The organism is Microbulbifer maximicatervae (SeqCode), from assembly GCF_056231245.1.
Genome location: NZ_CP174334.1, coordinates 3,520,218 through 3,544,241, shown reverse-complemented (window position 1 = coordinate 3,544,241; position 24,024 = coordinate 3,520,218). Strand labels below are relative to the sequence as shown.

Below are 24,024 nucleotides of genomic sequence, written 5' to 3'. Positions count from 1 at the left end.
TCTACCACTTTAGTGGTAGTGCTTCTAACCCTTAAGTGAAACTAGAAATGTATTCCTCAGTTTTAACGGGACTCGGCCTATTGAGTTGTCTCCTTGCGTCTTCTGTCTTTTATTTAGGCTGTCCCAATCAGCAGTGGCGTGAGCAGAGACCAATCCAGTTTTACCCCGCTCTTCTCATCAGTTTTGCGCTCCTTGTCATTTCCTGGGCACTTTTCCACCAAAATTTTTCGGCAACGTCAGCTTCCTTTACGCTTCTTAGCACTTTTATGTTAGCGCTGGGATTGCTGCCTTTTAGCGGTGTATTGGACAAGCCGGGCAAAGTCTTGGCAAAGAAAAAGAAGCGAATTCAAAAAGGGCTGGAAGGCTACAAACCCCACTGGTGGATTAAAAGCCTGTGTGCAGTTTTCTTCGGATTGCCCATCGCAATTGCCATTGCTGGATTGATTGCTCTGTGGGGCCCCGGTGATGTAGTGGTCGACGATAAAAGCCAATTTGTGATGTGGCTGATCACTCCTGTCTGGCTCACTTTGGTAAGTCTGGTTTACCTGTTTATTAGTGTCAGGCGTATGTTGTCTCTCTACCTGGGGCTAAATTTGGTGCTGTTTACCCTGTTGTGGGTAGCGAAATTCGGAGGCTAAAAATATGCGCGTTGAATTGATTAAAACTTATAAAAGCGTGCATACCTGGACCGGTATTCTTGCGGGCTTGTTTCTGTATATCGCTTTTGTCGCTGGCGCTCTGACCATGTTTAAAGGGCCCCTCAATCAATGGGCTCTGCAGCCTGAGACCACCCTGCCAAGTATTTCTGTCGATCAGTATGACAGCCTTATTTCCGAAGTTTTGCAGGCGCATCCGGAAGCAGCAAAACAGATGACTGTCGAATTGCCGCTGGCGGGGCAGCAGGCTGCACCAGTGAGTTGGGAAATAGAGGACGAAGAAACCCGTGACCACACCCTCTGGTATGCCAGCTTCGATGAAAAAGGGCAGCTGATTACTCAGAGCTTTACAGTTTCCGCCATTGGTGAATTTGTCGACCATTTACATCGCACCGCCGGTATTCCCGGTGGTGAGGGCCATGATGCTTTTGGTACTTATGTATTGGGTGTTGTGGCGGCACTGTATTTTGTGGCGCTGATTTCGGGCCTGATTATTTTCCTGCCCACATGGTTCAAGGACTTATTGGTACTCAGAAAGGGTAAGAACCGCAAGCGCTACTGGCTGGATTTTCACAATGTACTGGGTATCACCTCTCTGCCGTTTCACCTGGTTATCGCTTTTACCGCCTTCGTGTTTGCCTTTCATGATCCACTTTATGGTGCTCTGCGCGTGGCGGTATACGGAGATTCCCCCATGTTCACTCGCCCGGCGCCAACAGAGGTGAAGAGCTTCACTGAGTTGGTGCCGGTCGCAGAGTTGGAAGCTGCGATTCAGGAGGGGGAGCCCAAATTCCAGATGGCGGAAATTCTCTATTTGAATCTGGATACCCGCGCTCCACGTATGCGTGTAGGTGGAATCATGCATGGTGAGGTGGTGCGAGGTGCTGAGTATGCTTATGTGCTAGGCAACCCTTACTTGAGCGAAGTTCCCTATAGCAGCATTCTGCCCAATAATTTCAATGGCTATAGTGGCACGGTATTAAGCATTTTTTCCCTGCATTTTGGAAGTTTTGGTGGAAATGCCGTGCGCTGGGTCTACTTCATTCTCGGCATTATGGGAGCACTGATCTTCTTCACCGGCAATCTACTGTGGATTGAAAGCCGGCGCAAAAAACGCAGGGGGCAGGGGACATTACCGGTACAAACAACCTCATCAATGGTAATGGCAAAGCTCACAGTGGGGGTTGGGCTGGGCACTATCTTGGGGGTCGCCGCTAGTATGCTGGCAGTTAAATGGCTGCCCCATGCGCAGGTGGATATTGAGTTTTGGCAGAAAGCCGCTTATTACACAGGGTTCTTATTTGCGCTGATCTGGGCATTTATACGTCGTCCCATGGCTGCTGCTCGACAGCTTCTTGCCTTCTGTATTGCCACTATTTTCCTGATACCAATTAGCTCACTTATCAAAGGTGAGTTGTTAGGAGCTGCCACTCCGGTATGGGCGGTTGACGTTGTTGCGCTACTGATAGGTGCATCATTTGTTTTACTTTTGATTCATCTTCGCAAGCGGCAGGCAAAAATCGAAGCGGACAGTGTCTGGTCTGAGCTTGTGGAGAAGCCCTTGGTAGAGAGTAGTATTCAAAATCCTTTACCTGATACCCATCCACAGGCATCAGGATAATAAAAAGGGGCTCTATTTAGAGCCCCTTTTTTGATGATATATGGGTACTATTGGAATGATTATTTTACCTTTAGTTCATGCCTGATGCCTCTATAGGTATTGCTAAATAGGCTGACTCCAATTCTTGTGCTTATGCGCTTATGAATAAGTTGAATAGCCTGCCCATTCCTTTTTTATTAGATTTTGATCCTGAGTAGACAGAGAGCGTTTAAAAGCTAATAGGCTTTGCATAGCTACTTGCTAAATAGAAGGCGTTAATTTAAATGAAGACATTACGTCGTTTGATGTGCTTGGGTTTTATTAGGTCCTAGGCCGAAAGTATTATTCAGTGTCAATTTGTTTTAATTTCAAAATTTAAGGTATGAGAAAATTTTCTTATCGTTAAGTTAATAACCGTAGCTAGACTAAAAAATGCTTCGCCTCCGTTAAAAGTAAAATCTTCGGATGCGAACTTTATTAATTGTTTTTTTATAGACTTAAAGGTATAGCATATGAAACTAATGGATGTGAAGCTTCTAGTGTCAGCAATATTGGCTCTTCCCTTTGTGTCAGTGGCTGCGGTGGAGTGTGGAGATACTATTACAACCGCAGAGATTCTCACTGAAGATCTATTAAATTGTAGTAGTACGCCGGCACTAACGATTGAAGGGCCAACTGGAAGTTTAGATATGAATGGATTCACCTTGGAGTGTGGCGGTGGATCTACTAGGGGGATTGACGTCTTGGGTATCGCGGCCGTTCTTTCAAATGGAGTGGTGGATGGGTGTGCCACAGGTATTCTTGTGGATGGGGATGGATTTCATAGTATTCAAACGATGACTGTGCAAAATGGTATTGAAACAGGAATCTGGTTGATAAGCGAGAATAATATCGTAAGCGGATCTACTGCTACTGGTTTTTTTACTCGAGGGATGGAGCTTGATGGTGCTAATAATAGTGCGGTTAGAAATTTCCTAATAGATAATCAAGGAGGGGCATCTCGTGGGTTATATATTGGTGGTGATAACGCGTTCGTTGCTCAAAACTTCTGCGACAGTAATAATGAAGGCGGAATAGTAATTGGGCCTTCATCAGGCGGGTTAGTTGTTCAAAACATAGTGACAAATAATGGGCAGACTGGAATATCAATGGAGGGAGGGGGTCAAAGTGATTATTTGATTACCGGAAACATAGCAACAGGAAATCCGGATGGTGATTTGGTTGATTCAAATCCGGATGCCTGTATGTCTACAAATTTATGGTATGGAAATATTTTTGATACGGCTGATCCGAGTTGTTTAGATTAAATAATAATCTATGGAGTAGTCGAATTGTATGGCTGCTCCTTCATTTATTAGTAAGAAATACTCACTCTCTGGTTGCTCGCCTGTGTAAACAGGATACTTTCTTCCCACTAGCATACAACTAATCTCTCATAGAAAAACCTCTGTTTCTTATCAATACTGAATTCAGCATCGTTTTATTACTCAAGAAGTATCGCAATATTGATGTTTGTATGCGAAGTAGTATGAGTTTGACTTATGAAGCTAGTCATTCAACTGTCACCGCCCGCCCCTAAGTGGCCCATGCAGTGCGCCACGACCTCAATATTTGTTCTACTCAATGATGCTGCTTTCTTGAAAACATCGTCGTAAAAGCTTTCGAGCTGGACCTGTCATCTTTAAGGAGTATTAGATGAGCATGTACAGACCTGTTGCAGCAACTGTTTTACTTTCAATGATTGGAACTGCCGCTTTTGCAGCAGATAACACCTATGATGTCCTCCAGGTAGGCTCGGGTAATACGGCCAATTCAGACCAAAGTGATCCCTCCGCAATTGGCAATACAGTTATTCAAATCCAGGTGGGCGATGACAATGAGGTGAATGCAACCCAGAATCTTTTTACTTCTTTCAGTTTGATTCAGCAATCCCAAATTGGTGATAGCAACTATATAGAATCAACTCAGAGCGGCTCAGTGTTATCAAGCACCTTTGTGGAGCAGGTTGGTAGTAATAACTCGACAGGTACTCTACAGCAATTTGCTGAACTCAGTACTTTACTGGTAGTTCAAATTGGTGAGAATCATGACACATCCCTAATTCAATCTGGGACTCTTGGCGAATTTGTCAGTGTCATACAATTAGGCGATTCAAGTAACATAACTGTTATTCAAAATGGAACTGCCGGGAATACAGTCTCATCCCTTCAGGAGGGTAGTGATCAGGGTGCGATAATTGTGCAAAATTTGAGCGTCGGGAATAGTGTCACTACAGAACAATTTGGAAGCTCTCACGATTTAGATGTGAGTCAAACCCTTGCCTTTGATTCTACTGTTATTATTTCCCAGGCTGGGAGTAATAACCAAGCAGAGACTTCCCAGCAATCGATTGGGAATTACAGTGAAATACGACAGGCAGGAGAAGGGCTGTTCGCTAGACATTCTCAGGCTGGTGTCTCTAATGAAGCCTATTCCCTACAGTTTGGTAATTCAAATAGTGCCGAGCTCTTGCAGGCAGGTGACTTTAGCGTATCCCAGAGTGAACAATTCGGCAGCTCTAATACTGCCGAAACTGCACAGACTGGTGGTTTTAATGATGCAGGTATTTTGCAGCTAGGAGGGTCCGGAAACTCTTCAGTGATAGCTCAGCTTGCTAGTTTCAATACAGGAACTACTTCCCAGCTAGGCAATTCTAATCAGGTCACTTTAAGCCAGACGACGATCAACAATACTGCATCTGCCACCCAGGTAGGTGATAGTAATATTGTCTTAGGATTACAGTAAATCCTGATATAAATATTTTTTAATTATTTAATGTTCAAGGTTGAATATTTGTTTATACAGATATTTAGCAGTTGGCTACTCTGTAGCCGGCTGCTTAAAAGGAGTTAGTGATGAATGTGATGAAGCCTATTTCACTCGGCGTGTTTGTTGCGATGGCCAGTGCAGTCGCTTTTTCTGCCGATAACACTTATCAGGTTACACAGATTGGAAGTGGAAATTCTGCAACTGGTGAACAGAGTGACCCAACAGTAAATGGTAGTACGATTATACAATTGCAGATTGGTGAGAGTAACCAAGCTGTTGCTATGCAGGAATCATCGACAGAATTTAGCACGATTATCCAGAGGCAAGTCGGTAGTAACCTCTCTGCAAATGCTGTGCAAATGGATTCCGTCTTGTCAACATCAATACAAAATCAGTTTGGAGAGGGGAGTTCTGCAAACTCGCTTCAGGCAGATACGGAAGGTGATTATTCCTACGTTTTTCAGGCTGGATCAAATCATGATATTTCTGTGATACAGGCTGATAGTGTGAATGATTCTGGCAGTATTACTCAATTAGGCAGATCCAATACAGGTTTTCTATCTCAAACTAATGGTTTTGGTAATATGGCAACTATGGTTCAGGTCGGTGAAAGCCTGAATTTCCTTATGAGTCAGGATTCAGGTGTAGAAAATAATGCATTGGGTTTTCAGGCGGGAAACTCAATGATAGTGAGTATTACGCAAAACTCAGCGTCATTCTCCAACTCTGTAGCTCTGCAGGGAGGCAATACTAATTTAATTGACAATACTCAGCAGGGGGTTGGTCACGATAGTTTTGCTGTTCAAAATGGCACCAGTCTTGAAATTATTCACTTGCAAATTGGTGCTTTTAATACGGCATTAACGGAGCAGTTTGGTGGATTAAATTCTGCAGAGACCGTACAGAGTAATGGATTTAACTTTGCAGAAACACTGCAGTTTAGTGGTTTGCTCAATACCTCGCTAATAGTACAGCTGGAGAGTTTTAATACCGCTGTTGCAGTGCAAACCGGTGATACTAACCAGTTGACGCTTAGTCAAACAACACTTAACAATCTAGCTACCGCAAGCCAGCTGGGGGATAATAATGTAGTGCTGGGTCTACAATAGTGTTATTTCATCTTTGAATATATGTGAAATAGAGCTTCCCAGTTTAGGAAGCTCTATTTGTAGGTTGCTATCAGGTATAGGTTACCAGGTCTTTTTTTCAAGTTGAATTTATGGGTTCTTATTTTAAGTTTTTCTTATCTTCTGAATTTTTAGCTCTAAAACTTATATGGGAGAATATTTAAAATTTATTAACTCTTAGAAATGCTGTGAGGCTACCAGTGAAGAAAAAGATAAGTGATTCCCTGGGCACAATATATTTTCTTTAATTTCGATCATGGCCAGGCTTCTATGCAACGAATTGAGAAGGTTGTTTATCTAGTTGTGCAGGAAATTTTATATTCCTAGTGAAATGGTGGAGTGTTGGGTCCAAGTGCTAGTAGTGAGCTACTTTAAGTATACTTCTCAAATCTAATGGAAGTTATATCCCTTGGCGTTGTATGGGGTCGGTGTGAATAGCGGTAAGAATAATATTCACTTATAAGGAAGTCTCTTAAGAAACAGGTAAGTGTCAGATCGCGTCTGTGCTAGCCCGGTAAAATTGATTGCATAATCATGGGTTAGTTTGTGTTTGGTGTCTATGCAAACTTAGTTTTATATTCATAGAGCCTCTCGTTATTTTTCTTTTTCCAGTGCGTGTTGAGGTCCGTTCTTTACTTGCTCTTTGGTCTTTTTTGTATTGCCACCATGTTTTCGCCAATTTTTCCCAACTACTTCATTACTTCGGTGTGTTGATAAAGGCAGTATCATGGACTTACCTTTTTAGATTTATATTTTCCTAAGCTTTAAGTTGAAATCCTCACAGGAAATTTTAGGACTTTGCGTTGAGCCTTCTTGCCTACATCGCCAATTGTTCCATCCTTGCTTGAGATTTATCCGGTCAATCGGTAGGCCCGTAAAACTAACGATAATATAATGATCAATGGGTTTCTGTGTAAGAGGTGATATGAGTTTATTGAAGTTCTGGCTAGTTCGCTGCCCATACAAGTTCTTGTAGTTATCAATGGCTGAAAATCATAGATACGCTAAAGTGTTTTTTCACCTAAAAATGTCACCAATTGCCTCCCCCTAATGTAGTTACAGGTAGCACCTACCGATTCTTCTTTATTCTTATATTTAAATAAACTAGCTGTCATCACTTTGGGCTAGTGTTATTCCAACTCATAGGGACATTTAAGAAGGCGATCATGGAGAGAAAACAGTCTGATGGCACTTCAAATCCGTCACCGACTAAAAATGCCCAGTTGAGCGAACACCGTTCTGCAGACTATTACATTGATGAAACCCCTGTTTGGCGTGATGGAACCTCTATTCCCCAAAATATTTTTACGTCAATGCAGTGGCGAATCTGGTGGCTTGCTACAGCTGGTAAATTCTTTGAGGGTATGATCGTCTTTATGACCGGGGTATCTCATACTCTGATCGCTAAAGAATTTGGTTTATCTGCCTTTAGTGTTGGCTTTGTGACATCGGCGACATTGTTTGGCATTCTGGTTGGGGCGATAATCCTGGGAGGGCTGAGCGATTTCTATGGCCGGCGGAAAATGTTCATTGTAGAGATGATCATGTTTATCTTTTTCCTTGTGATATTGACCTTCGCACAGTCTTATCTCGTGATTGTTTTTTCCTTGTTTGGCCTGGGGTTGGCGCTTGGATGTGATTATCCCACGGCTCACATGATGATCTCTGAAAGCATGCCATCGCGCTTGCGGGGTAGGCTGGTGCTCGGAGCCTTCAGTTTTCAGGCCGTTGGGATGTTAGTAGGAACTGGTCTCGCATTTTTGGTCCTCTCTTGGTATCCCTCACTGGAAGCTTGGCGGTATATGTATGCTGCGGCGATTATTCCAGCGATTTTGATCATGGTTGGTCGTTTCTACATTCCCGAGAGTGCGATGTGGCTTCTGGCTAAAGGTCGTATGCCAGAGGCGGAGAAATCTATTAGCCAACTTTTGAAAAGAGATCCGCCATACCCGTCCAGATTCTTATTGAAGAATGTTGCCACAGCGGAGACGAATGAGAAAAAGATAGGTGAACTATCGAGTATTAAGCATTTACTTCAGGATAAGAATTCTCGAAAAGCAATCAAACTCTCCTCTATTCCCTGGTTTTTGCAGGATTTGGGAACCTATGGCGTTGGTATCTTCACGCCAGTAATTTTAGCGAATGTGTTGGGATATGCGTCACCCCATGCCCGCTCCATTTCGGAATTAATCCATAACAAAGTCGAGGCGGCGAAAGGGGCAGCATTAATCGATGTAATGCTGGTAGTTGGCGTTATTCTAGCAATTATATTTGTGGATAGGGTGGGGCGTATCCGATTGCAAGTTCTTGGCTTCCTTGGTTGTGCACTCGGCCTTCTTATTGCCGCCTATGGAGAGTCTTTAAACACTAGCCAGCAGTTACCATTCATTTTCGGGGGGCTTATGTTGTTCAACTTGATGAATAATCTGGGGCCAAATTCTCAGACTTATCTAATCGCTGGGGAGGTATTCCCGACCCGCTATCGTGGTGCTGGTGCGGGATTGGCCGCATCTATCTCAAAGTTCGGGGGTGTTGCAATCGCATTTTTTTTTCCAATTTTACTTAGCGACATTGGCGCAAGTATGTTGCTTAGTGCACTAGCGGTGACTTCCTTGATTGGCGCAATGATAACCTGGAAGTACCGGATAGAAATGACGGGGAAGTCACTTGATGACGTTGGCTAATCATTAAAAAAAGCCATGGAGTTCCTCGTCAAGTACTTCACCTTCGAATGTACAGATACATCTGCATGTTATTGATAATGGCAAGCCCATATTTTTTCTAAAGTCTAATTGCAGCTGGAATGGTTTCTGAGAGGCGTTCGAGTGACTATAAGTTTAATTGTCAACTATGCTAAAAAATAAGCCGGCCAATATATAGTTAACTTACTGGTCAGTAATTATAAGGCGCTCCGCTGTCAATTTGATCAGGCCTATCTTGCATGTTTAAAAAAGTTTTATTTTTTAGGATTTTTGATTTTTTAATTTTTGGTGTGTGGGCATTAGGTGAGTGGTAAATAAGTTCTTTGGTTTGCGTTCTTTATTGTTTTAAAGGTTGGAATTAGTTTTCCTTATGTGCTTTATTCCTTTCAATTTGATTGTATATAAAAAGCCCCGGCGTACCGGGGCTTTTTATTTCTTCTTTTAGTTATGGCTGGCCCACAGCTTTTGAGCAGGCCAGGTAAACATCCAGTTGATTATTGGTAAAGCTCAATCCTTCCAGCGTTAATTTCACCTGATCAAAGTCGCTATTGGTGGTGACTAATAGCAGGCGGTGATTGCGAGCACCGTTGACTTTAAATGGGGCCAGACGATACCCGCTGGTGGACTCTCCAGTAGCTACTCCATCCAAGTATGTACTGATTGTGATGGTGTTGAGGTAGATGATATCCAGCAGTGGTGTGGTGTGCTCTACCAGGAAACCGACCACATGGCGTCCCTCTTTAACCGAGTGGTGGTTGATTTGAATATGGGTAGAGCCGCCCGCACCGCTGACAACTTCCATTCTGGCTGCATCAGATAGGACGCCGTTAAATACCCTTTCTACTGCAGTAATAGAACATCCATCACAGGGCTGTTCAATTCCGTAAGTCAGGTCTGCATCTACACCGTTAACGATCTCCAAGTCTTCAAACGCTGCACAGGACAGGCCTGATTCGAGGTCGCAGGCATCGCCGATACCATCGTTATCAGAGTCCTCCTGCTCGGGATTGTGAGTCTGGGGACAGTTATCGAGATCGTTTTCTACTCCGTCCCCATCCAGGTCTGCATCGCAAACATCTCCCACTCCATCACCATCAGTATCGGTTTGGTTTGGATTTGGAATCGCGGGGCAGTTGTCGACGGTATCATCCAGCCCGTCATCGTCACGGTCGTTATCGCAGACGTCTCCGGCACCGTCGTTATCGCCGTCTTCTTGCCCTGGATTCGGAATCATTGGGCAGTTGTCGACGTCATCATTAACGCCGTCACCATCCAGGTCTTCGTCACAGGCATCCCCAAGACCGTCACCGTCAGTATCGGTTTGGTCGTTTGGCGTTAGTGGACAATTGTCATCGGTGTTGTCCGTGCCATCACCATCGGCATCGCTATCACACTCATCGCCGACACCGTCACCATCCGTGTCCGTTTGATTCGGATTGGGGATGGCTGGGCAATTGTCTTCACCGTCATCGTGGCCATCATTGTCGGTATCACTGTCATCGTCACAAACATCACCGATGCCGTCACCGTCCTGATCGGCTTGATCATCATTTGGAATAGCCGGGCAGTTGTCGGAAGTGTCCGGGACTGTGTCACCATCCCGGTCGCTGTCACAGACATCGCCAACGCCATCCTGATCGATATCCGACTGATCGCTGTTGGCAGTATCCGGGCAGTTATCGTTAGCGTTATCTACGCCGTCGTTATCGTTGTCGCCGTCGCAGGCATCGCCGATTCCGTCGTTATCACTATCTTCCTGTAGTGTATTGCTGACGTAGGGGCAGTTATCGTCGTCATTGAAGATACCATCGCCATCAAGGTCTGGATCACAGGCATCACCGACTGAATCGCCGTCAGTATCCGTTTGATTACTATTGGATTCAGTGGGGCAGTTATCGGCTATGTCATCGACGCCGTCGTTGTCGTCGTCGCTATCACAGATATCGCCACTGCCATCCCCGTCAGTATCAAGTTGGTCTGAGTTGGGGATCGATGGGCAGTTGTCGTCATCGTTATCGGTGCCGTCGCCGTCCAGATCGCTATCGCAGGCATCCCCGACACCATCTCCATCCTGATCAGTTTGATCGGTGTTGGGGATGAGGACACAGTTGTCGACGCTGTCAGGTACCTGATCGCCGTCGACATCGGTATTGTCATCGCAGGCATCTCCGTAACCATCACCATCTGTATCTGTTTGATTTGCGTTGGGTACAAGCGGGCAGTTGTCATTTTCATTTTCAACGCCGTCATCATCGCGATCGCTGTCGCAGGCATCGCCAGTGCCGTCGCCGTCGGTATCGGTTTGATCATCGTTGGCAACGGCCGGACAGTTGTCATTACTATCGTCTATACCATCGCCGTCATCGTCGCTGTCACAGCTATCGCCTTGCCCGTCACCATCGATATCGCTCTGGTCTGAATTGGCGGTAGCAGGGCAGTTGTCATCGTCGTTATCAATACCGTCACCATCCTGGTCGCTATCACAGGCATCGCCGACACCGTCTTCGTCGATATCACTTTGGTCGCTATTGCTATGGCTGGGGCAGTTGTCGACCTCATCCTCGACAGAGTCATTGTCGTCGTCGCTGTCACAGGCGTCGCCAATGCCATCTCCGTCGTTATCGTCTTGGCTTGGGTTGTGGGTGGATGGGCAGTTGTCATCTTCGTTATCGATGCCGTCACTGTCCGCATCGTCATCGCAGGCATCGCCTATACCATCGCCATCCTGGTCGGTTTGTGAGGAGTTGGCTGCGGTTGGGCAGTTGTCGTCTTGATCGTCTACGCCGTCACCGTCGTCATCGCTGTCACAAGCATCGCCAATGCCGTCGCCGTCAAGGTCGGCTTGATCTGGGTTGGATACGGCTGGGCAGTTATCCTGGCCATCGTCGTGGCCGTCATTGTCAGTATCGCTATCTTCGTCACAGGCGTCGCCGATACCGTCATTGTCCTGATCTGATTGGTCTGGGTTGGCTACGTCCGGACAGTTATCCAAGCTGTCGGTGTAATTGTCCCCGTCGCGGTCGTTGTCGCACACATCCCCGACGCCGTCGCCATCGATATCACCCTGCTCACTATTTGAATCAGCAGGGCAGTTGTCAGAATCGTTGGGGACATTGTCGCCATCCAGATCACTGTCACAGGCATTGCCTATGCCGTCGCTATCACTGTCGGCTTGGTCCGAATTTGGGGTTTGTGGGCAGTTGTCTGAAGTGTCTGGGTGGGAGTCGCCATCGTCATCAGTATCACAGGTATCACCGCTGCCGTCGCCATCTAAATCTTCCTGGTCTGAATTACTAACACTCGGACAATTGTCATTATCATCATCGATACCGTCACCATCTGAGTCTGTGACGCCAGGGGGCGGGAGCAAGTCATCGGCGGCATCGCCCCGGCCTCCATCAGAACCGCAGGCACTTAAAAGCACCAATGAAAATAGTATCGCAATAAGCGAAGGTAGACGCATGGTCATAATCTCCCGAACAAAATCCATTTTTGTTATCTGTCAGACAAACGCAGTAGACCTGTAAAAAATACCCCTGCAATAAATCATTTATGCTGGCGCACTTGGACTCCGGCTTATTTTTAGATAGATGTCATTATTTTGATTGTGCGTATTTCTAATACTAAAGTTATGGCGCACAACCGTTTATGAGTGTGGTAACTATGCGTTCTTTCTCACTAAAAGTGTGATGAATGGCGAAATTTTGGCGGGATAATTTATGGGTGATAAAGCGTGTAATTAGTGAAGACAAATTTACGCCATAAAATATAATGGAATAGATAATTTGACAGCTTGATTTGCTGTTGCTCTTGACTCTTTCTAAAGTGGAATCTGATTCTGAGCCTGATTAAGCCGCTACTAAGATGGGGAATTACCCCGCCATTTCAAGTTGATTATAAATCTTGCAGGCAGGTATTTAGATCGAAGTATATTGGCTAAGGCTTCTTTAATAACACTCTTTGAAATCGCCTGGTGTAAATCAGGTGAGCCAAGGGCATCGACATCACCTGGGTTTATAGGCTGTGAACTTTCTATTTAAGATTTAACTTCATTTCCATAAGTGATGGTTGGAAGCCAACTTTTTCATAGGCTTTTATCGCTGAGCTATTTTGAGAGTAAACATCAAGATAAAAATCTTGAACACCATTCTGTGTACCCCATGCAATTAATTTTTCTATTAGCTTTGAGTTAATGCCCTTTCCTCGGTGCGCTGGTGATACATACATAAATCCCAGATAAGCATGCCGCTCATGATCAAGAGATATTTTTGAGCTTCGAATCTGGGCATATCCCGTTCCAATAACCTCACCTTCGATTTCAACTACCAGAAGATATGAGTCATCAGATAGTATCAACTTTTCCATATCATAATAGAATGCTGATTCAGCTTTAATGGATGAATTGTATGGCCTTTCGGCTTCGATAAGACACTGTTCCAGCTTAAGTAAATCAGGAAGGTCTTCTATAAGTGCTGTTCTAAAATTTAACATCTTTATTTTCAGTGGTGATAGATTTGGTCATGAAAACTGCTCCAACTCTACAAAGGCCTGTATCTGACTTTGGTGTGGGCTAACAAAGCTAGACAAATTTCTATTGAGTGGCGGTCAATTCATACTTATAACTGGCCTCTACTGCAGGCCGTGATCTGTGTGATTGCGTGAGGATAGCAGATTGTAAGTCTTGAAGCAGCTTTTGTGATTCAAGCTTTGTTTGTTTAGGAAATTAGCCCAACGGTCCTTTCAATTGCCCAATACCCACTGACTACTCCAACTGGATAAATAGCGTATTTTGATTGTGTTAGAATGTGTTGATACAAAATTGAGATCTTCCAGTTCGAGAATATCCACTGAACTGTAGATGATAAGAAAATCAAAACCAAGACAAATAATATCTGCCCCAGTTCTACACCTATATTAAAGCTAAATAATGCGGTGATTTTATTGCTGTGAGGAAGGCCTAATTCCGCTAGCGCACTGGCAAAACCAAATCCGTGAAGTAACCCAAAGCCACTGGCAACAATCGCAGGATAGCGTCGGGTTAAACTCGTTTTACTCTGTCCATTATGCGCGTATACAATTTCTGCGGCTAACAGCATAATACTCAATGGGATCAACACTTCAACAACATCTACTCTTATGGTGAATAAATCTAAACTTGCGAGTCCCAGGGTGAGGGAGTGGCCTAATGTAAATCCGCTAATCGCTATTAAAGTGCTTCTAAAATTTCTGGCGATAAAGACTAAACATAACACGAATAGTAAGTGATCATAGCCCTCCAATATATGTAAGAAACCTGCTTCAATATATTGTTTGACACAATCCCAAATAGTTAGGCGGGAAGGTAAATTCATCTCTAAGACCTTGGGGCTATTAAAGAGATTAATAGTGTCACCGTCTGATTTTTCAAAATGAATTAAGCTCGATAAGGCTGGATTGGCAATGGGGTATGTGATTTTTATAGTTAGGGGATTATATAGCCTTGTAAAATTGTTTGGGTGGGGGTTTCTGCATAGGTAACTCTTCACGTTGGGTCCGGCAGGTCCTGTTATCTCTGGTTGTATTTGGCAGAATTCGCCCTTTAAGTGTATCTCAGGTTCAGTGCCTGGCTGCATGATAGGCGGGACTTTCCATCGAAGGATATAGCTGCTTTCCGTGACCTCTTTTAACTCAATGTATATCGGTCTTCCATCATGAGCGAAACTAAAATTACTAATTGTTGTAAGTAACAATAAGAATAGAAGGGCTTTGATGATCTTGTAGGGATTTTTAGTTGGCATAGGTGATATCTACAGGTACATATGGTATTGAGGCATCCCTCTCTATTCTGTATCCTGCCAACAGCTCTTGTATCCTAAGTTGTCTGTTTTCCTCCATTTTTTCCCGTCGATAATCCTCAAGCACTAAAGGGGAGGCTTCTCTAAAGCTGGGTAGACGGCTTGTTTTGTTTTCACTAACCAAAATTAGATGTAGACCATACGGAGATTCAAATGGACCGGACCAAGTATTCAATGGTAGTTGAAAGATACTTTCTGCGAAATTATCTCCGAAGTGGCTGGCCACTAGACGGGGAGTACGATCTACATAATTCCGATGAAAGATGAATCTGTCTCCGTAGCGGGCGGACTCCTCGAATGGAACTGACTGCTTTATTAAGTGGTTCAAGCTCTGCTTAACAGTCTTCTCTAACTTTTCTGTAGAGTGACGTCTAAAATCAAAGAAAACATGAGTGAAGGTAATAGATGCTTCAATTCGATATTTCTCGCGATGAAGCTGGAAGTAGTTTTCCAAGTCTTCTTCACTAATGTCAGTGTTACTGGAAAAGCCACCATTTACATAGTCCAGCTTTTGAATAAGGCGCCGTCGTATAATCTGATCATGCTTCTGCAGGCCTAGATTAAGGGCTTCACGGTAAAGTACTTCTTCTTTAATGTAATCATTAATCAGGTTGGACTTTTCTGGCTGAGTCAAACCCTCCCAATAACGTCGTGCAAAATTCTGGTTAAATGTTTTTTTCTGGAATTGGAGGTGCTCAATTAGTATGTCTTCGCTGATAAGCAAGGTACCTTCAAAGTTGGTTCCATTTTCTTCTGTTAACAACTCTGCGACAACGAATAGCACTAAAGCGATAATAGAAAAGTGTACCAGAGGCTCCCTTTTCAGAATCTCTAATTTCCGCTGCATGAAGCTTCCTCCATTGAAACCCGCAGAGTGTATTGATATCAGTATGCAAGCTACTTTTTTAGATATGCTATGTGCTTGCTGTAGCGTCGAGGTTTCCTATCGGTGTCAGGGGGTATACCAAATTGGGGATGTATAAGCGCGCTCCTGGATAACAGCAGGTCCTTCAGATGGTATCTGAATATTTCCGTTGTTAATTTCTTTTACGGCCACTGCATCGTAAAGTGAATGGCGAGGAGTAGGGATTTGTAATACCCGAACATAGTAAAATGCTCTTTCGTTCACATTAAAGCTTGTATCCTGCCACAAGGTCGATAACTCAATAGAACCAATGTTGTTAGTGTATTGCCCCGTTTCTCGACTCACGGTATCACCCACTGGCTTTAACTGGCCTTGGTTATTAAGAGTGCGCTCCCCAGACCAAGCAACATTAATTACTTTCTCATGACTTTTTCCCGCTGCGTCCAACCAAGATTTTACCACCTGGATTCGATCCAGATTTGCTCCTTTGGGATCTTTTGTCGCGCGTATAAGTAGCTGAATTGGCTGGTCAGTTCCTTGTGGTTTGACTAAATCACCCCCCATAGGTACTCCATGGGAATAACCCAGCTCAGCAATATTTTCTGCATCTATCGCATGCTTGGGGAAATCCCAGCCTGCAAAGACACGCACCTGTATTCTAGGGCCTGTAGTGGCATATACTTCACGGCGTTTAAATGCAGCGAAAAGGCTTTCTCTAGTATTTTCTTCTGCCCAAGCGGCGGCGAGTCCAGAAGCAGACATATTCCAACCTGTAGCCTTGGTTCCGCCAATGACAGTGTTAGTTCGCTTGCTGCTTGGTACTGAGTCGTGGGCAAACTTGCCCCAAAAGTTATTCTCCTCCGCAGTTGACATACCCGTATGTGAATCTGTCGACCCTACAAACCCCAGCTTATAAGGGTTTACACCAATTTTTTTCTGTATTTCCAGCCCAGAACGCAAGGCCGATCGGACGAAGTCACCTTTGGCAACACGGTACGACTCTGGGTCAGCTTGTAGGTAAAATGGATAATTCTCAAAGTCGGCAAAAGGATCGTCCGGGGAAAGCGTTGAATGGGTTTCTGAGTCCCCCTTAATTTGCGTTATTTCAACCAGGGGCTCCCAGCGCATGCGTGTACGTGCATACTGGGTATCAATTGGCTCACCACGCAGAGTGGTTTCTGCAAACATATAGCCTTTGGATACATTGGAGTTGTGGGGAATCGCAATGAATTCACTGCCAGTTCGTTTAGATGTCTCATCTAACCAGTGCCACAAATCTTCTGGGTACTGGCTCTGATCAGCCCCAAAAGGAAGATACTGCTTAGCTTTATCCGCCCCATCAGGGGAGACCACAACCCGGTGTAAGTTGGCCCCTGTTGGGGTTGAGCTCCATTCCCAGCCAATAAAACTGGTAAAGGTGCCTGGGTTGTTATGGCGCTCTGCAGCATCGACTATTGCGCTCCATGCACTTGTCCGGGTTTTATCCAAATCACCAAGAACCGGCTCTGGGAACTTGTTAGCCGGGTCCTGGACAGGGTCGGTGGGAGCTACTGTGCCGAGAGCCTTAGCGGGCAGTAACTCATTGAAAATATCCATACCTTCATTCATAGATACTTTATATCGGATATGCTGCTTGGCAAACCAGCGCATCATTGACTGGTATAAGGACATATCGCTGTCTAGCTCATCTGTCTTATTCACCACTGCCCTCATAACACCCAGCCCTTCAGCGTGATCTGAAACCACGAGAAAATCCAGGGGGGTGTCTATACGTACTTTCGCATGAGTGTAGGGGTGAATAACCGGCTGCCCCTTGGCCCAGCGATAAGCGGTGTCTGGAGTTGCCGAATAATTTTGGCTTAAGAAGGCATCGAATGAATAGGAGGTATGAAGGTGCATATCTCCCCAGAAAACCTGAGTGGGCTCACTAGCAGCAACACTTAGGTGAGTGATGGATAATGTAACCCCTACCAGACGTGCTATTCTTTTTATGGGATTTTTCATATTTCCAATTGCCAACGTCGGTTGGCTATCTTTTAGATGACTAGATCCTCTTAACATGTCAGGATCGTTAGGATAATCTTGGTAAATAAGGAAGTGATTGATTAGATGCTAATCATTTGGCTTTTAGGTTTCTTTGCAAATAAAGCCAATCTCTTGACCAATTAGGACACACTTGTAGATGGCTGAGTATGGACACACGACCATTGCAACTTGGGTATTACCTATTATTGAGGCCCTAAAACCATTCTGTTCTACCCAAGAAATTTTGCAGCGTGCAGAAATTGACCCTAAGTGCATAGAGGATGCGAATCAGAGAATTCCTTTAGAGAATATGAAAAAACTATGGGGGCTCGCTGAATCCATATCAGGTGATGATTGTATCGGCCTGCAAGTCACTAAGTATGTTAATCATACAAACCTTCATGCTCTAAGCTATGCCCACTTGGCCAGTAGCTCCATCAGGGAGAGCTTACTGAGGTCTGCTCGATTCTCAGAAGTGGTTACCACCGCTATGCGAATCAATGTTCATGATGAACAGAAACAAGTAGTAGTCTCTTGGGAAAAAGTTGATAATTTTCCATATGATCCAAGTATTCACGCTATAGATGCCTTTATGGCTTTGCTAATAAAGTCCATCAGAAAGATATGCCCTGATGTGCATCGTCATTTGATTTCTATTAATCTGGAGAGGCCCAGACCTATCACTCTTGAGCGGCATCAAATGATGTATAAGTGCCCAATTAACTTTTCGGCGGACACTTGTGAGATTAGATTTAAACAAGAGTTTGTTGATCGAAAGCTCTCTTCGGGAAACGATGAGCTGGTCAGGGTCAACGAGCAAGCCCTAATTGGTTACTTGGAGCGTTTGCAGAAGAATGACATAGTTAGCATAACCAGTAGAGTGCTTGTTGATCTGATGGCTACAGGTAATTTTTCACAAGAGGTCGTGGCCAAGGAGCTTGGTATTAGTTGCCGTGGTTTGCATAGAAAACTAAAAGAAAGAGGTTCCAGTTATCAGACTGTGCTAGATGAAATACGCCAGTATCAGGCTGTGCAGTACCTTAAGCAAAACGATACCCCGATCACGTCAATCGCCTACAAACTTGGATTCGGTGATACCAGTAGTTTTTCCAGAAGCTTTAAAAAATGGACTGGGCAATCTCCGCGAGAATTTCGGACTAAGCATAGTAGAGATACCTCAACAGAAATCTGTATAGATTAAGAGCGACTTTATTTATCAATAGAGGAGTCGATTTGTTTGCATTAATTACTCCTAGGGCTATTGGATATTACATACCACCCAGCTAAATTTGGTTGGACTATTCTATAGTTATCGAGAGAAAAGAGGGGAGGTCTAGTCTTTAAAGGGGCTGATAAAGTACTTGAATTTCTCATTCGGTATCATCAAATACCTCAAGCTCTTCCTTGCTTCGAACCCAAGACTTAACTCTGCCAACTGTAATCCCATTATCATCGTCAAACAGGATTTCAGTGCCTTCAGGATCAAGTTCATCATAGATGGGAATAAGACTGCTTAGTCCCTCAAAAATCCAGCGACCTCTACGCCCTTTATCATTTGTCCAGTCACTTTTGTCTTCGATGCCGGACTTCCCGTACTGAATGGCCTTCTGGTAAGCTTGCTCTCTATCATCAGCTCTTAGTATCACAACATTTGAGAATGCCCGGCAGCGCCGACGCATATTGTCGAGTTCCTCATCATCAAATTGAAACCTCTCTATAATTGTTGCGACCCACCAGCCGTAGGGGCTCTTATTTCTGTCAGGAATTCTCTGGTTACTCATTTTAACTGCCTTGTACTCGCCGGTGATGGGGAAGCTAATAATCTCTTCTTATGCATTAATTCCTCCGCTTGCGCTCATGTAAAACAGGAATAAAGCAGCGGCGAGATTTAGGGGTACACGAATAATACCTGCAATTCTGTTTGGGCCCCACTCATCTTTAGCTATGGCCGTTTTGAACTCATTTAGAGTGAAGTAACAAAATGCGCAGCCAAGTAAAAAGGAGCCTGCCCGAGTATTGAAAATGGACAGATTTAGCATCTCAGGATTCAAAAACCGGATGGCCAGCAAGCCAAGCATTGCCAGTAGGGTGGTGAGGATAATAAATTCATTAATTCCAAATGCCTTCTTGCTCATAAAATACGATGTTCCAATTAGTGCGGGCTAACAACTAAGGCAACTTGCCAGTGATGGGCTTTTCTTTGGGGACTTACCGGTTTGTTAAACTAGTGCATGTCTTTGCAAGCTTGTATAGTTATTCTCACCTGAATTTGATGTTGAAGCCCCACCGCGAGCAGATAGGTTGGGGCTCATCTACGGAGCCAACAGATCGTTTTTTGGGTAATAGATGCGCTATACTGGCTAATTGATATATGTCGCTACCCGACTGTACGCTCAAAGTTCATATAATACTTAAATTCAAGTGTATTGCCACTCGGATCTTTTATAAGAAACTTACCTGACTCATCTTCAGCGCCTTCGTTCTTTATAAGGCTACTTGCTACAAACTCTACATCATTTGATTTGCAAACTTCTAATACGGACAGCCATTCTTCTTTACTTAGAATTGGTCCAAAATGGTCAATTTGGTAGGCCGGCATTTTGTCGGAAGCTTGATGAATTGTAATTTGATGGCCGTAAAATAAAATGTCGAACCAGGTGGGGTTGTCACGGCCTATAGAGCAACCCAAAATGTCCAAATAAAAGCGCTTCGCTTCCTCTTTGTCGGGAACCACGAAAGAGAGATGAAATGGATTCAACATAAGTTTCACCTTGTTGTTCGTAAACGTGGGTAAGTCTTAGATATAACGTCTCTATAACCATCTCTAATTGGGGTGGTTTTTTGTTGTCTACGTAAAATTGATAGTACGCAGAGGTTAGGTTATTGGCTTGGCAATGGACTTTAAACATTAATGGAAAAGTACTTTGCTTCCCATACCATGCCTTTTTCTATATAGAATTTGTGAGCTTGCTCGCGTCGAACACCAGAAACAAGGCGAACCTGGTTGCAGTTCTCAATTTTTGCTTGCTCCAAAATCCAGTCAAAAAGCTTTCCGCCATAACCACTCGATCTCTTCTCTATTGTGGTTATAAGGTCTTCAATTTCGAGATACTTTCCTGTATGTAGCCAGTCAGATATACGGTAACCTGCTACAGCTTTTATGCCGTTATCGTCTAGCCGGGCCAGTTTATACCCGCAGTTGTGAGTTAAAGATAAGATCCTTTTCAAGAAATCATCTTTAGATATATGTGGCCTGAGCTCAGATAAAACCTCATAACAACCCAGTATATCTTGATTTGTCTCAGCTATAGATATATTCACTTGAACCTCAAGTATGTAACGCTACTACAACGTGTCGCTTTGAGCGCAGCGTAAGATGGCCTGGTGGCTTTATTGTAAACCACTCCTCTTAACTATTTGGCCTGTCTCGAAAAATAAGACCAATTTCTATTGTTACCCACGGTTAGTTGATTGATAAATTAGCACTTTGATTCTTCCATATGAGCTGATTCACAAGCTCAAACAGTTCAAAGGTATACACTTTCCTTAGGAGCCAATTCTAGACCAAATAGAGGATCAATTGCAGCCTAGGTTCCCACAATGACCGACACACTTGGCGGTAATGAAGGAAGCTAGCAGTAGTCAGGCGTGCTCCGACACAAACAAGCCAGGGATTCCATAGGAACTTATATCAGCTCGCTGTATCTGATTGAGCGGTACCAGATTGGTGTCATCAATTGATAAGAGTGCTAGCCGTAAATCGTTGCTTTATATCTCAATTGCTCTGCAATCCCATCCCTAGCGATTTCAATCGTTGCGCGTATATTTCGCTTGGACTTCACTATTTGAGATACACTTCGAACATTTAGAATTTATAGTTCCACCCTTTGAATGAAGTGAATTTTTAGGGGTTGTCGCATCAAAAAGTCCAAACCCTAAAGGGCTATAAAAATAACACCAGTGCTATTCCTAATAGACTGATTACCTAAAATCCTAACAATATATAAAAAATACTAAGCAATTTTGACTGTAAGAAGAAGGGGGCTTGCGGTAAGTAGCAGTATTGAAGATCTACTCTTCTGGGCTCTTTCGTGAGAGCTTAATAACAGCACCAGCATAAATGGTTAATTTTGTGCGTAACTCAGATTATTCAAAGCGCTAAGGAACCTCTGAATAATTCTGAGTCAATTTGGTAATATTCACCTACCCATCAAGACTACGATGAATCATGCACCAAGTCACCTTTGCCGAAGCAGAATATAAGCTAAAGCGTCGTATAACTCGCCGAGAGAAGTTTCTTTCTCAAATGGAAACCCTCGTCCCATGGCAGCGACTAGAAGCTCAGATCACTCCTTGTTACCCACAAGGTAAACGTGGCCGACAGCCATATCCATTGAGTGTCATGCTTCGTATTCATTGCATGCAGCTATTTTACAATCTCAGTGATCCCGCTATGGAAGATGCACTGTATGAAATTGAATCCATGCGTAGTTTTGCTGGATTGACTTTGAGTAGCCCAATTCCCGATGAAACAACGATTCTTAACTTTCGCCACTTACTGGAGCTCAATCAGCTAGGTGCAGCTCTTTTTGATGAAATCAACAAACACCTTGCTGAGAATGGGATGGTACTGCGTGAAGGCACGATTGTAGATGCCACTATTATCTCTGCGCCAACTTCAACTAAGAATGAAAAGAAAGAACGTGACCCGGAAATGCATCAAACAAAGAAAGGCAATCAGTGGCATTTTGGGATGAAAATGCATATCGGGGTTGATGATGTGCTCGGAGTAATACATAGCATAGATACAACAGCAGCGAATTCGCATGATGTCACAACCACAGAGCGAGTTCTCCACGGGGAGGAGAAAAGAATCTGGGGAGACTCTGGGTACATTGGTGCGGAGAAACGTGAAGAGTTGAAAGAGCGGGAGGCGGATTGGTATATAGCAATGAAGCCGAGCAAGCTAAAAACTCTTCCAGGGCGTGATGCACTCCGTAAAGCGGAAAAGATCAAGGCGCAGATAAGAGCGAAGGTCGAGCACCCCTTCCGCTACATCAAACGGGTATTTGGTTATGACAAGGTCCGCTATCGGGGACTGGTAAAAAATACTGAGAGGCTGTGCTTACTGGCAGGCTTTACCAACTTATTAATAGGGAGAAAATACTTGGCTGCCTAGGGGTGGTTCGCCTGAAACCCACCTATTGAGGGTTTCAGATGAAAAATTAGGGGACTATTACGCGAAAATTACGCGTTTGTGCGTAATAAAGTGAATTTTTCAAGCAGCTCAGCTTAATTCTGGAAAAATGCTTCGTTGATCAGAGGATCCCTAAGTTAAAAAATATAGGCACAAAAATAATCTTATTGGATTTTATTAAGTTTGTTTTAGTGTCGAAGCTGCGTAAAATCAAAGGATGATTATTGGTATTTTGGTCAGCGTTGAGCTGCCTTTTAAAATGCTGACTACCAAAGAAGTTTAACCAAGTCAATAATTTTCTAAGAATCAGCCCGTCAAAGGAGAGCGGTATTGTGACGTAAAAGCAAGTAAAAGGCGCTGACCCAAGGTGCTCGAACACCAGGGGCCAGCTAACCAAATTGATACACACACTATCAAAATGGCTATATGGATCATACGCTAGAAACCCGCTCGTCTTCAATAAACTGGAGAGTATTGAGCAGTTTGGAGAGATTCACCAAGCTATGGGAGCGTAGTGCTCGCCTTTTCTTCTTCTATGCCTATCGTTCTCGTGCACCACCTCATATTTCCTCAAGAAGTTACTTACAAAGCCTTCCGTTAAGGGTGGTCTACAAATGGTTTGAGTCTTAGAGGAAATAAATATGTTGATCTTAAAGCGCCGGACGGGTCAAAACTTAAGGATTGGAGCAAATGTCTCAATTACCGTACTAGAAGTTAAGGGTAATCAAGTGAAGATAGGCATACTTGCTCCCAAATCCCTGCCTGTTCACCGTGAAGAAATATATATACGTGTACAAAAGGAGCGGGCACTTGGAAGAGGAGATCGATGATAGCCTCGCTGTGGCTACGGATTTCCCAAAGCATCCATGTCAAAACCATGGTGAGGTAGCGGTTTTGATGTTGGGTGCCTTTGCAAGCGACCCCTACTTGCTGGATGTAAGCAATGGGTTAATGTTGAACTCACCTACCAATATGTCATAGATGACCAAATTATGGGCGCCCAAGATCGTTCCAACTCAAATGAAGAGTTGCTCGACAGTATTGTTGGGTAGAGATTCATTACTGGTTGGGAGTTGCCCATCTCTGACCTGCACGATGGGTGGTGTGGGGGACGGTAGCTAGAAGCTACCGGCTATGTGATCTAGGTTCTGGGCCCATTGTATCTTGACTCATTAATAGACCAGATTACACCTGACAAGAGAAACCCAAC

At 44.1% G+C, this 24,024-nt stretch carries 19 protein-coding genes; 10 read left to right on the top strand and 9 right to left on the bottom strand.

From position 1 onward, the window contains the following. The first annotated feature begins 266 nt into the window (after positions 1-266). The 6 genes from ACJJIS_RS15465 to ACJJIS_RS15440 all read left to right on the top strand — a co-directional run bounded on the left by ACJJIS_RS15465 (position 267) and on the right by ACJJIS_RS15440 (position 8,875). Positions 267-638: a hypothetical protein gene (locus tag ACJJIS_RS15465; protein ID WP_475708484.1), complete on the top strand. Its 372-nt coding sequence runs from the start codon at positions 267-269 to the stop codon at positions 636-638. Positions 639-642: 4 nt separating this feature from the next. Beyond that, positions 643-2,277, top strand: a complete 1,635-nt coding sequence (locus tag ACJJIS_RS15460; protein ID WP_475708483.1) for a PepSY-associated TM helix domain-containing protein — start codon at positions 643-645, stop codon at positions 2,275-2,277. Between the two features lie 491 nt (positions 2,278-2,768). Beyond that, a complete protein-coding gene (locus tag ACJJIS_RS15455; RefSeq protein ID WP_475708482.1) occupies positions 2,769-3,563 on the top strand; it encodes a right-handed parallel beta-helix repeat-containing protein in 795 nt (264 codons plus the stop codon). A 388-nt stretch (positions 3,564-3,951) separates the two neighbouring features. After that, positions 3,952-5,040 (top strand): hypothetical protein, encoded by a 1,089-nt coding sequence (locus ACJJIS_RS15450; protein ID WP_475708481.1) that lies wholly within the window; start codon positions 3,952-3,954, stop codon positions 5,038-5,040. Positions 5,041-5,150: 110 nt separating this feature from the next. After that, positions 5,151-6,173: a hypothetical protein gene (locus ACJJIS_RS15445; protein WP_475708480.1), complete on the top strand. Its 1,023-nt coding sequence runs from the start codon at positions 5,151-5,153 to the stop codon at positions 6,171-6,173. Positions 6,174-7,357: 1,184 nt separating this feature from the next. Continuing rightward, positions 7,358-8,875, top strand: coding sequence for an MFS transporter (locus ACJJIS_RS15440; protein WP_475708479.1), 1,518 nt, complete (start codon positions 7,358-7,360; stop codon positions 8,873-8,875). A gap of 463 nt (positions 8,876-9,338) precedes the next feature. On the opposite strand, the gene ACJJIS_RS15435 is transcribed toward ACJJIS_RS15440, so the two are convergent. The 5 genes from ACJJIS_RS15435 to ACJJIS_RS15415 all read right to left on the bottom strand — a co-directional run bounded on the left by ACJJIS_RS15435 (position 9,339) and on the right by ACJJIS_RS15415 (position 17,596). Then, complete coding sequence (locus tag ACJJIS_RS15435; RefSeq protein ID WP_475708478.1) at positions 9,339-12,383, bottom strand: thrombospondin type 3 repeat-containing protein; 3,045 nt, start codon at positions 12,381-12,383, stop codon at positions 9,339-9,341. Positions 12,384-12,925: 542 nt separating this feature from the next. Continuing rightward, complete coding sequence (locus ACJJIS_RS15430; protein WP_475708477.1) at positions 12,926-13,384, bottom strand: GNAT family N-acetyltransferase; 459 nt, start codon at positions 13,382-13,384, stop codon at positions 12,926-12,928. Positions 13,385-13,608: 224 nt separating this feature from the next. Beyond that, positions 13,609-14,670 carry a HupE/UreJ family protein gene (locus ACJJIS_RS15425; RefSeq protein ID WP_475708476.1) on the bottom strand — a complete coding sequence of 354 codons (1,062 nt, stop codon included), beginning with the start codon at positions 14,668-14,670 and terminating at the stop codon, positions 13,609-13,611. Beyond that, the gene (locus ACJJIS_RS15420; RefSeq protein WP_475708475.1) at positions 14,660-15,574 is read right to left on the bottom strand and encodes a peptidylprolyl isomerase; all 915 of its coding nucleotides are present in this window, start codon (positions 15,572-15,574) and stop codon (positions 14,660-14,662) included. The genes ACJJIS_RS15425 and ACJJIS_RS15420 overlap by 11 nt, the downstream gene beginning before the upstream one ends. 105 nt (positions 15,575-15,679) lie before the next feature. Beyond that, positions 15,680-17,596, bottom strand: coding sequence for a DUF3604 domain-containing protein (locus tag ACJJIS_RS15415; protein WP_475708474.1), 1,917 nt, complete (start codon positions 17,594-17,596; stop codon positions 15,680-15,682). Between the two features lie 178 nt (positions 17,597-17,774). Between ACJJIS_RS15415 and ACJJIS_RS15410 the strand changes: the two genes are divergently transcribed. Beyond that, positions 17,775-18,818, top strand: a complete 1,044-nt coding sequence (locus ACJJIS_RS15410; protein ID WP_475708473.1) for an AraC family transcriptional regulator — start codon at positions 17,775-17,777, stop codon at positions 18,816-18,818. A gap of 169 nt (positions 18,819-18,987) precedes the next feature. On the opposite strand, the gene ACJJIS_RS15405 is transcribed toward ACJJIS_RS15410, so the two are convergent. The 4 genes from ACJJIS_RS15405 to ACJJIS_RS15390 form a co-directional block, all read right to left on the bottom strand. Further along, positions 18,988-19,398 (bottom strand): DUF4288 domain-containing protein, encoded by a 411-nt coding sequence (locus ACJJIS_RS15405; protein WP_475708472.1) that lies wholly within the window; start codon positions 19,396-19,398, stop codon positions 18,988-18,990. Positions 19,399-19,446: 48 nt separating this feature from the next. Beyond that, on the bottom strand, positions 19,447-19,752 hold the full coding sequence (locus ACJJIS_RS15400) for a hypothetical protein (RefSeq protein WP_475708471.1): 306 nt from the start codon (positions 19,750-19,752) through the stop codon (positions 19,447-19,449). 242 nt (positions 19,753-19,994) lie between these two features. Further along, positions 19,995-20,378 carry a VOC family protein gene (locus ACJJIS_RS15395; protein ID WP_444916442.1) on the bottom strand — a complete coding sequence of 128 codons (384 nt, stop codon included), beginning with the start codon at positions 20,376-20,378 and terminating at the stop codon, positions 19,995-19,997. 140 nt (positions 20,379-20,518) lie between these two features. After that, positions 20,519-20,938: a GNAT family N-acetyltransferase gene (locus ACJJIS_RS15390; RefSeq protein WP_475708470.1), complete on the bottom strand. Its 420-nt coding sequence runs from the start codon at positions 20,936-20,938 to the stop codon at positions 20,519-20,521. Positions 20,939-21,845: 907 nt separating this feature from the next. On the opposite strand from ACJJIS_RS15390, the gene ACJJIS_RS15385 reads away from it, so the two are divergent. The 3 genes from ACJJIS_RS15385 (at position 21,846) to ACJJIS_RS15375 (ending at position 23,795) form a co-directional block, all read left to right on the top strand. Next, positions 21,846-22,796 (top strand): IS5 family transposase, encoded by a 951-nt coding sequence (locus ACJJIS_RS15385; protein WP_444959510.1) that lies wholly within the window; start codon positions 21,846-21,848, stop codon positions 22,794-22,796. A 659-nt stretch (positions 22,797-23,455) separates the two neighbouring features. Then, positions 23,456-23,644, top strand: a complete 189-nt coding sequence (gene csrA, locus ACJJIS_RS15380; RefSeq protein WP_444915871.1) for a carbon storage regulator CsrA — start codon at positions 23,456-23,458, stop codon at positions 23,642-23,644. Next, positions 23,625-23,795 (top strand): hypothetical protein, encoded by a 171-nt coding sequence (locus ACJJIS_RS15375; protein ID WP_444928266.1) that lies wholly within the window; start codon positions 23,625-23,627, stop codon positions 23,793-23,795. The genes csrA and ACJJIS_RS15375 overlap by 20 nt, the downstream gene beginning before the upstream one ends. Positions 23,796-24,024: the final 229 nt, after the last annotated feature.

Bases quoted from the DNA above. Each gene is read 5' to 3' on its own strand.
- ACJJIS_RS15395 (WP_444916442.1), bottom strand. From the start codon at position 20,378: ATGTTGAATCCATTTCATCTCTCTTTCGTGGTTCCCGACAAAGAGGAA.
- ACJJIS_RS15460 (WP_475708483.1), top strand. From the start codon at position 643: ATGCGCGTTGAATTGATTAAAACTTATAAAAGCGTGCATACCTGGACC.
- ACJJIS_RS15405 (WP_475708472.1), bottom strand. From the start codon at position 19,398: ATGAGTAACCAGAGAATTCCTGACAGAAATAAGAGCCCCTACGGCTGG.
- ACJJIS_RS15455 (WP_475708482.1), top strand. From the start codon at position 2,769: ATGAAACTAATGGATGTGAAGCTTCTAGTGTCAGCAATATTGGCTCTT.
- ACJJIS_RS15435 (WP_475708478.1), bottom strand. From the start codon at position 12,383: ATGGATTTTGTTCGGGAGATTATGACCATGCGTCTACCTTCGCTTATT.
- ACJJIS_RS15385 (WP_444959510.1), top strand. From the start codon at position 21,846: ATGCACCAAGTCACCTTTGCCGAAGCAGAATATAAGCTAAAGCGTCGT.
- ACJJIS_RS15445 (WP_475708480.1), top strand. From the start codon at position 5,151: ATGAATGTGATGAAGCCTATTTCACTCGGCGTGTTTGTTGCGATGGCC.
- ACJJIS_RS15440 (WP_475708479.1), top strand. From the start codon at position 7,358: ATGGAGAGAAAACAGTCTGATGGCACTTCAAATCCGTCACCGACTAAA.
- ACJJIS_RS15420 (WP_475708475.1), bottom strand. From the start codon at position 15,574: ATGCAGCGGAAATTAGAGATTCTGAAAAGGGAGCCTCTGGTACACTTT.
- ACJJIS_RS15410 (WP_475708473.1), top strand. From the start codon at position 17,775: ATGGCTGAGTATGGACACACGACCATTGCAACTTGGGTATTACCTATT.
- ACJJIS_RS15415 (WP_475708474.1), bottom strand. From the start codon at position 17,596: ATGAAAAATCCCATAAAAAGAATAGCACGTCTGGTAGGGGTTACATTA.
- ACJJIS_RS15400 (WP_475708471.1), bottom strand. From the start codon at position 19,752: ATGAGCAAGAAGGCATTTGGAATTAATGAATTTATTATCCTCACCACC.
- ACJJIS_RS15425 (WP_475708476.1), bottom strand. From the start codon at position 14,670: ATGCCAACTAAAAATCCCTACAAGATCATCAAAGCCCTTCTATTCTTA.
- csrA (WP_444915871.1), top strand. From the start codon at position 23,456: ATGTTGATCTTAAAGCGCCGGACGGGTCAAAACTTAAGGATTGGAGCA.
- ACJJIS_RS15465 (WP_475708484.1), top strand. From the start codon at position 267: ATGTTAGCGCTGGGATTGCTGCCTTTTAGCGGTGTATTGGACAAGCCG.
- ACJJIS_RS15450 (WP_475708481.1), top strand. From the start codon at position 3,952: ATGAGCATGTACAGACCTGTTGCAGCAACTGTTTTACTTTCAATGATT.
- ACJJIS_RS15430 (WP_475708477.1), bottom strand. From the start codon at position 13,384: ATGTTAAATTTTAGAACAGCACTTATAGAAGACCTTCCTGATTTACTT.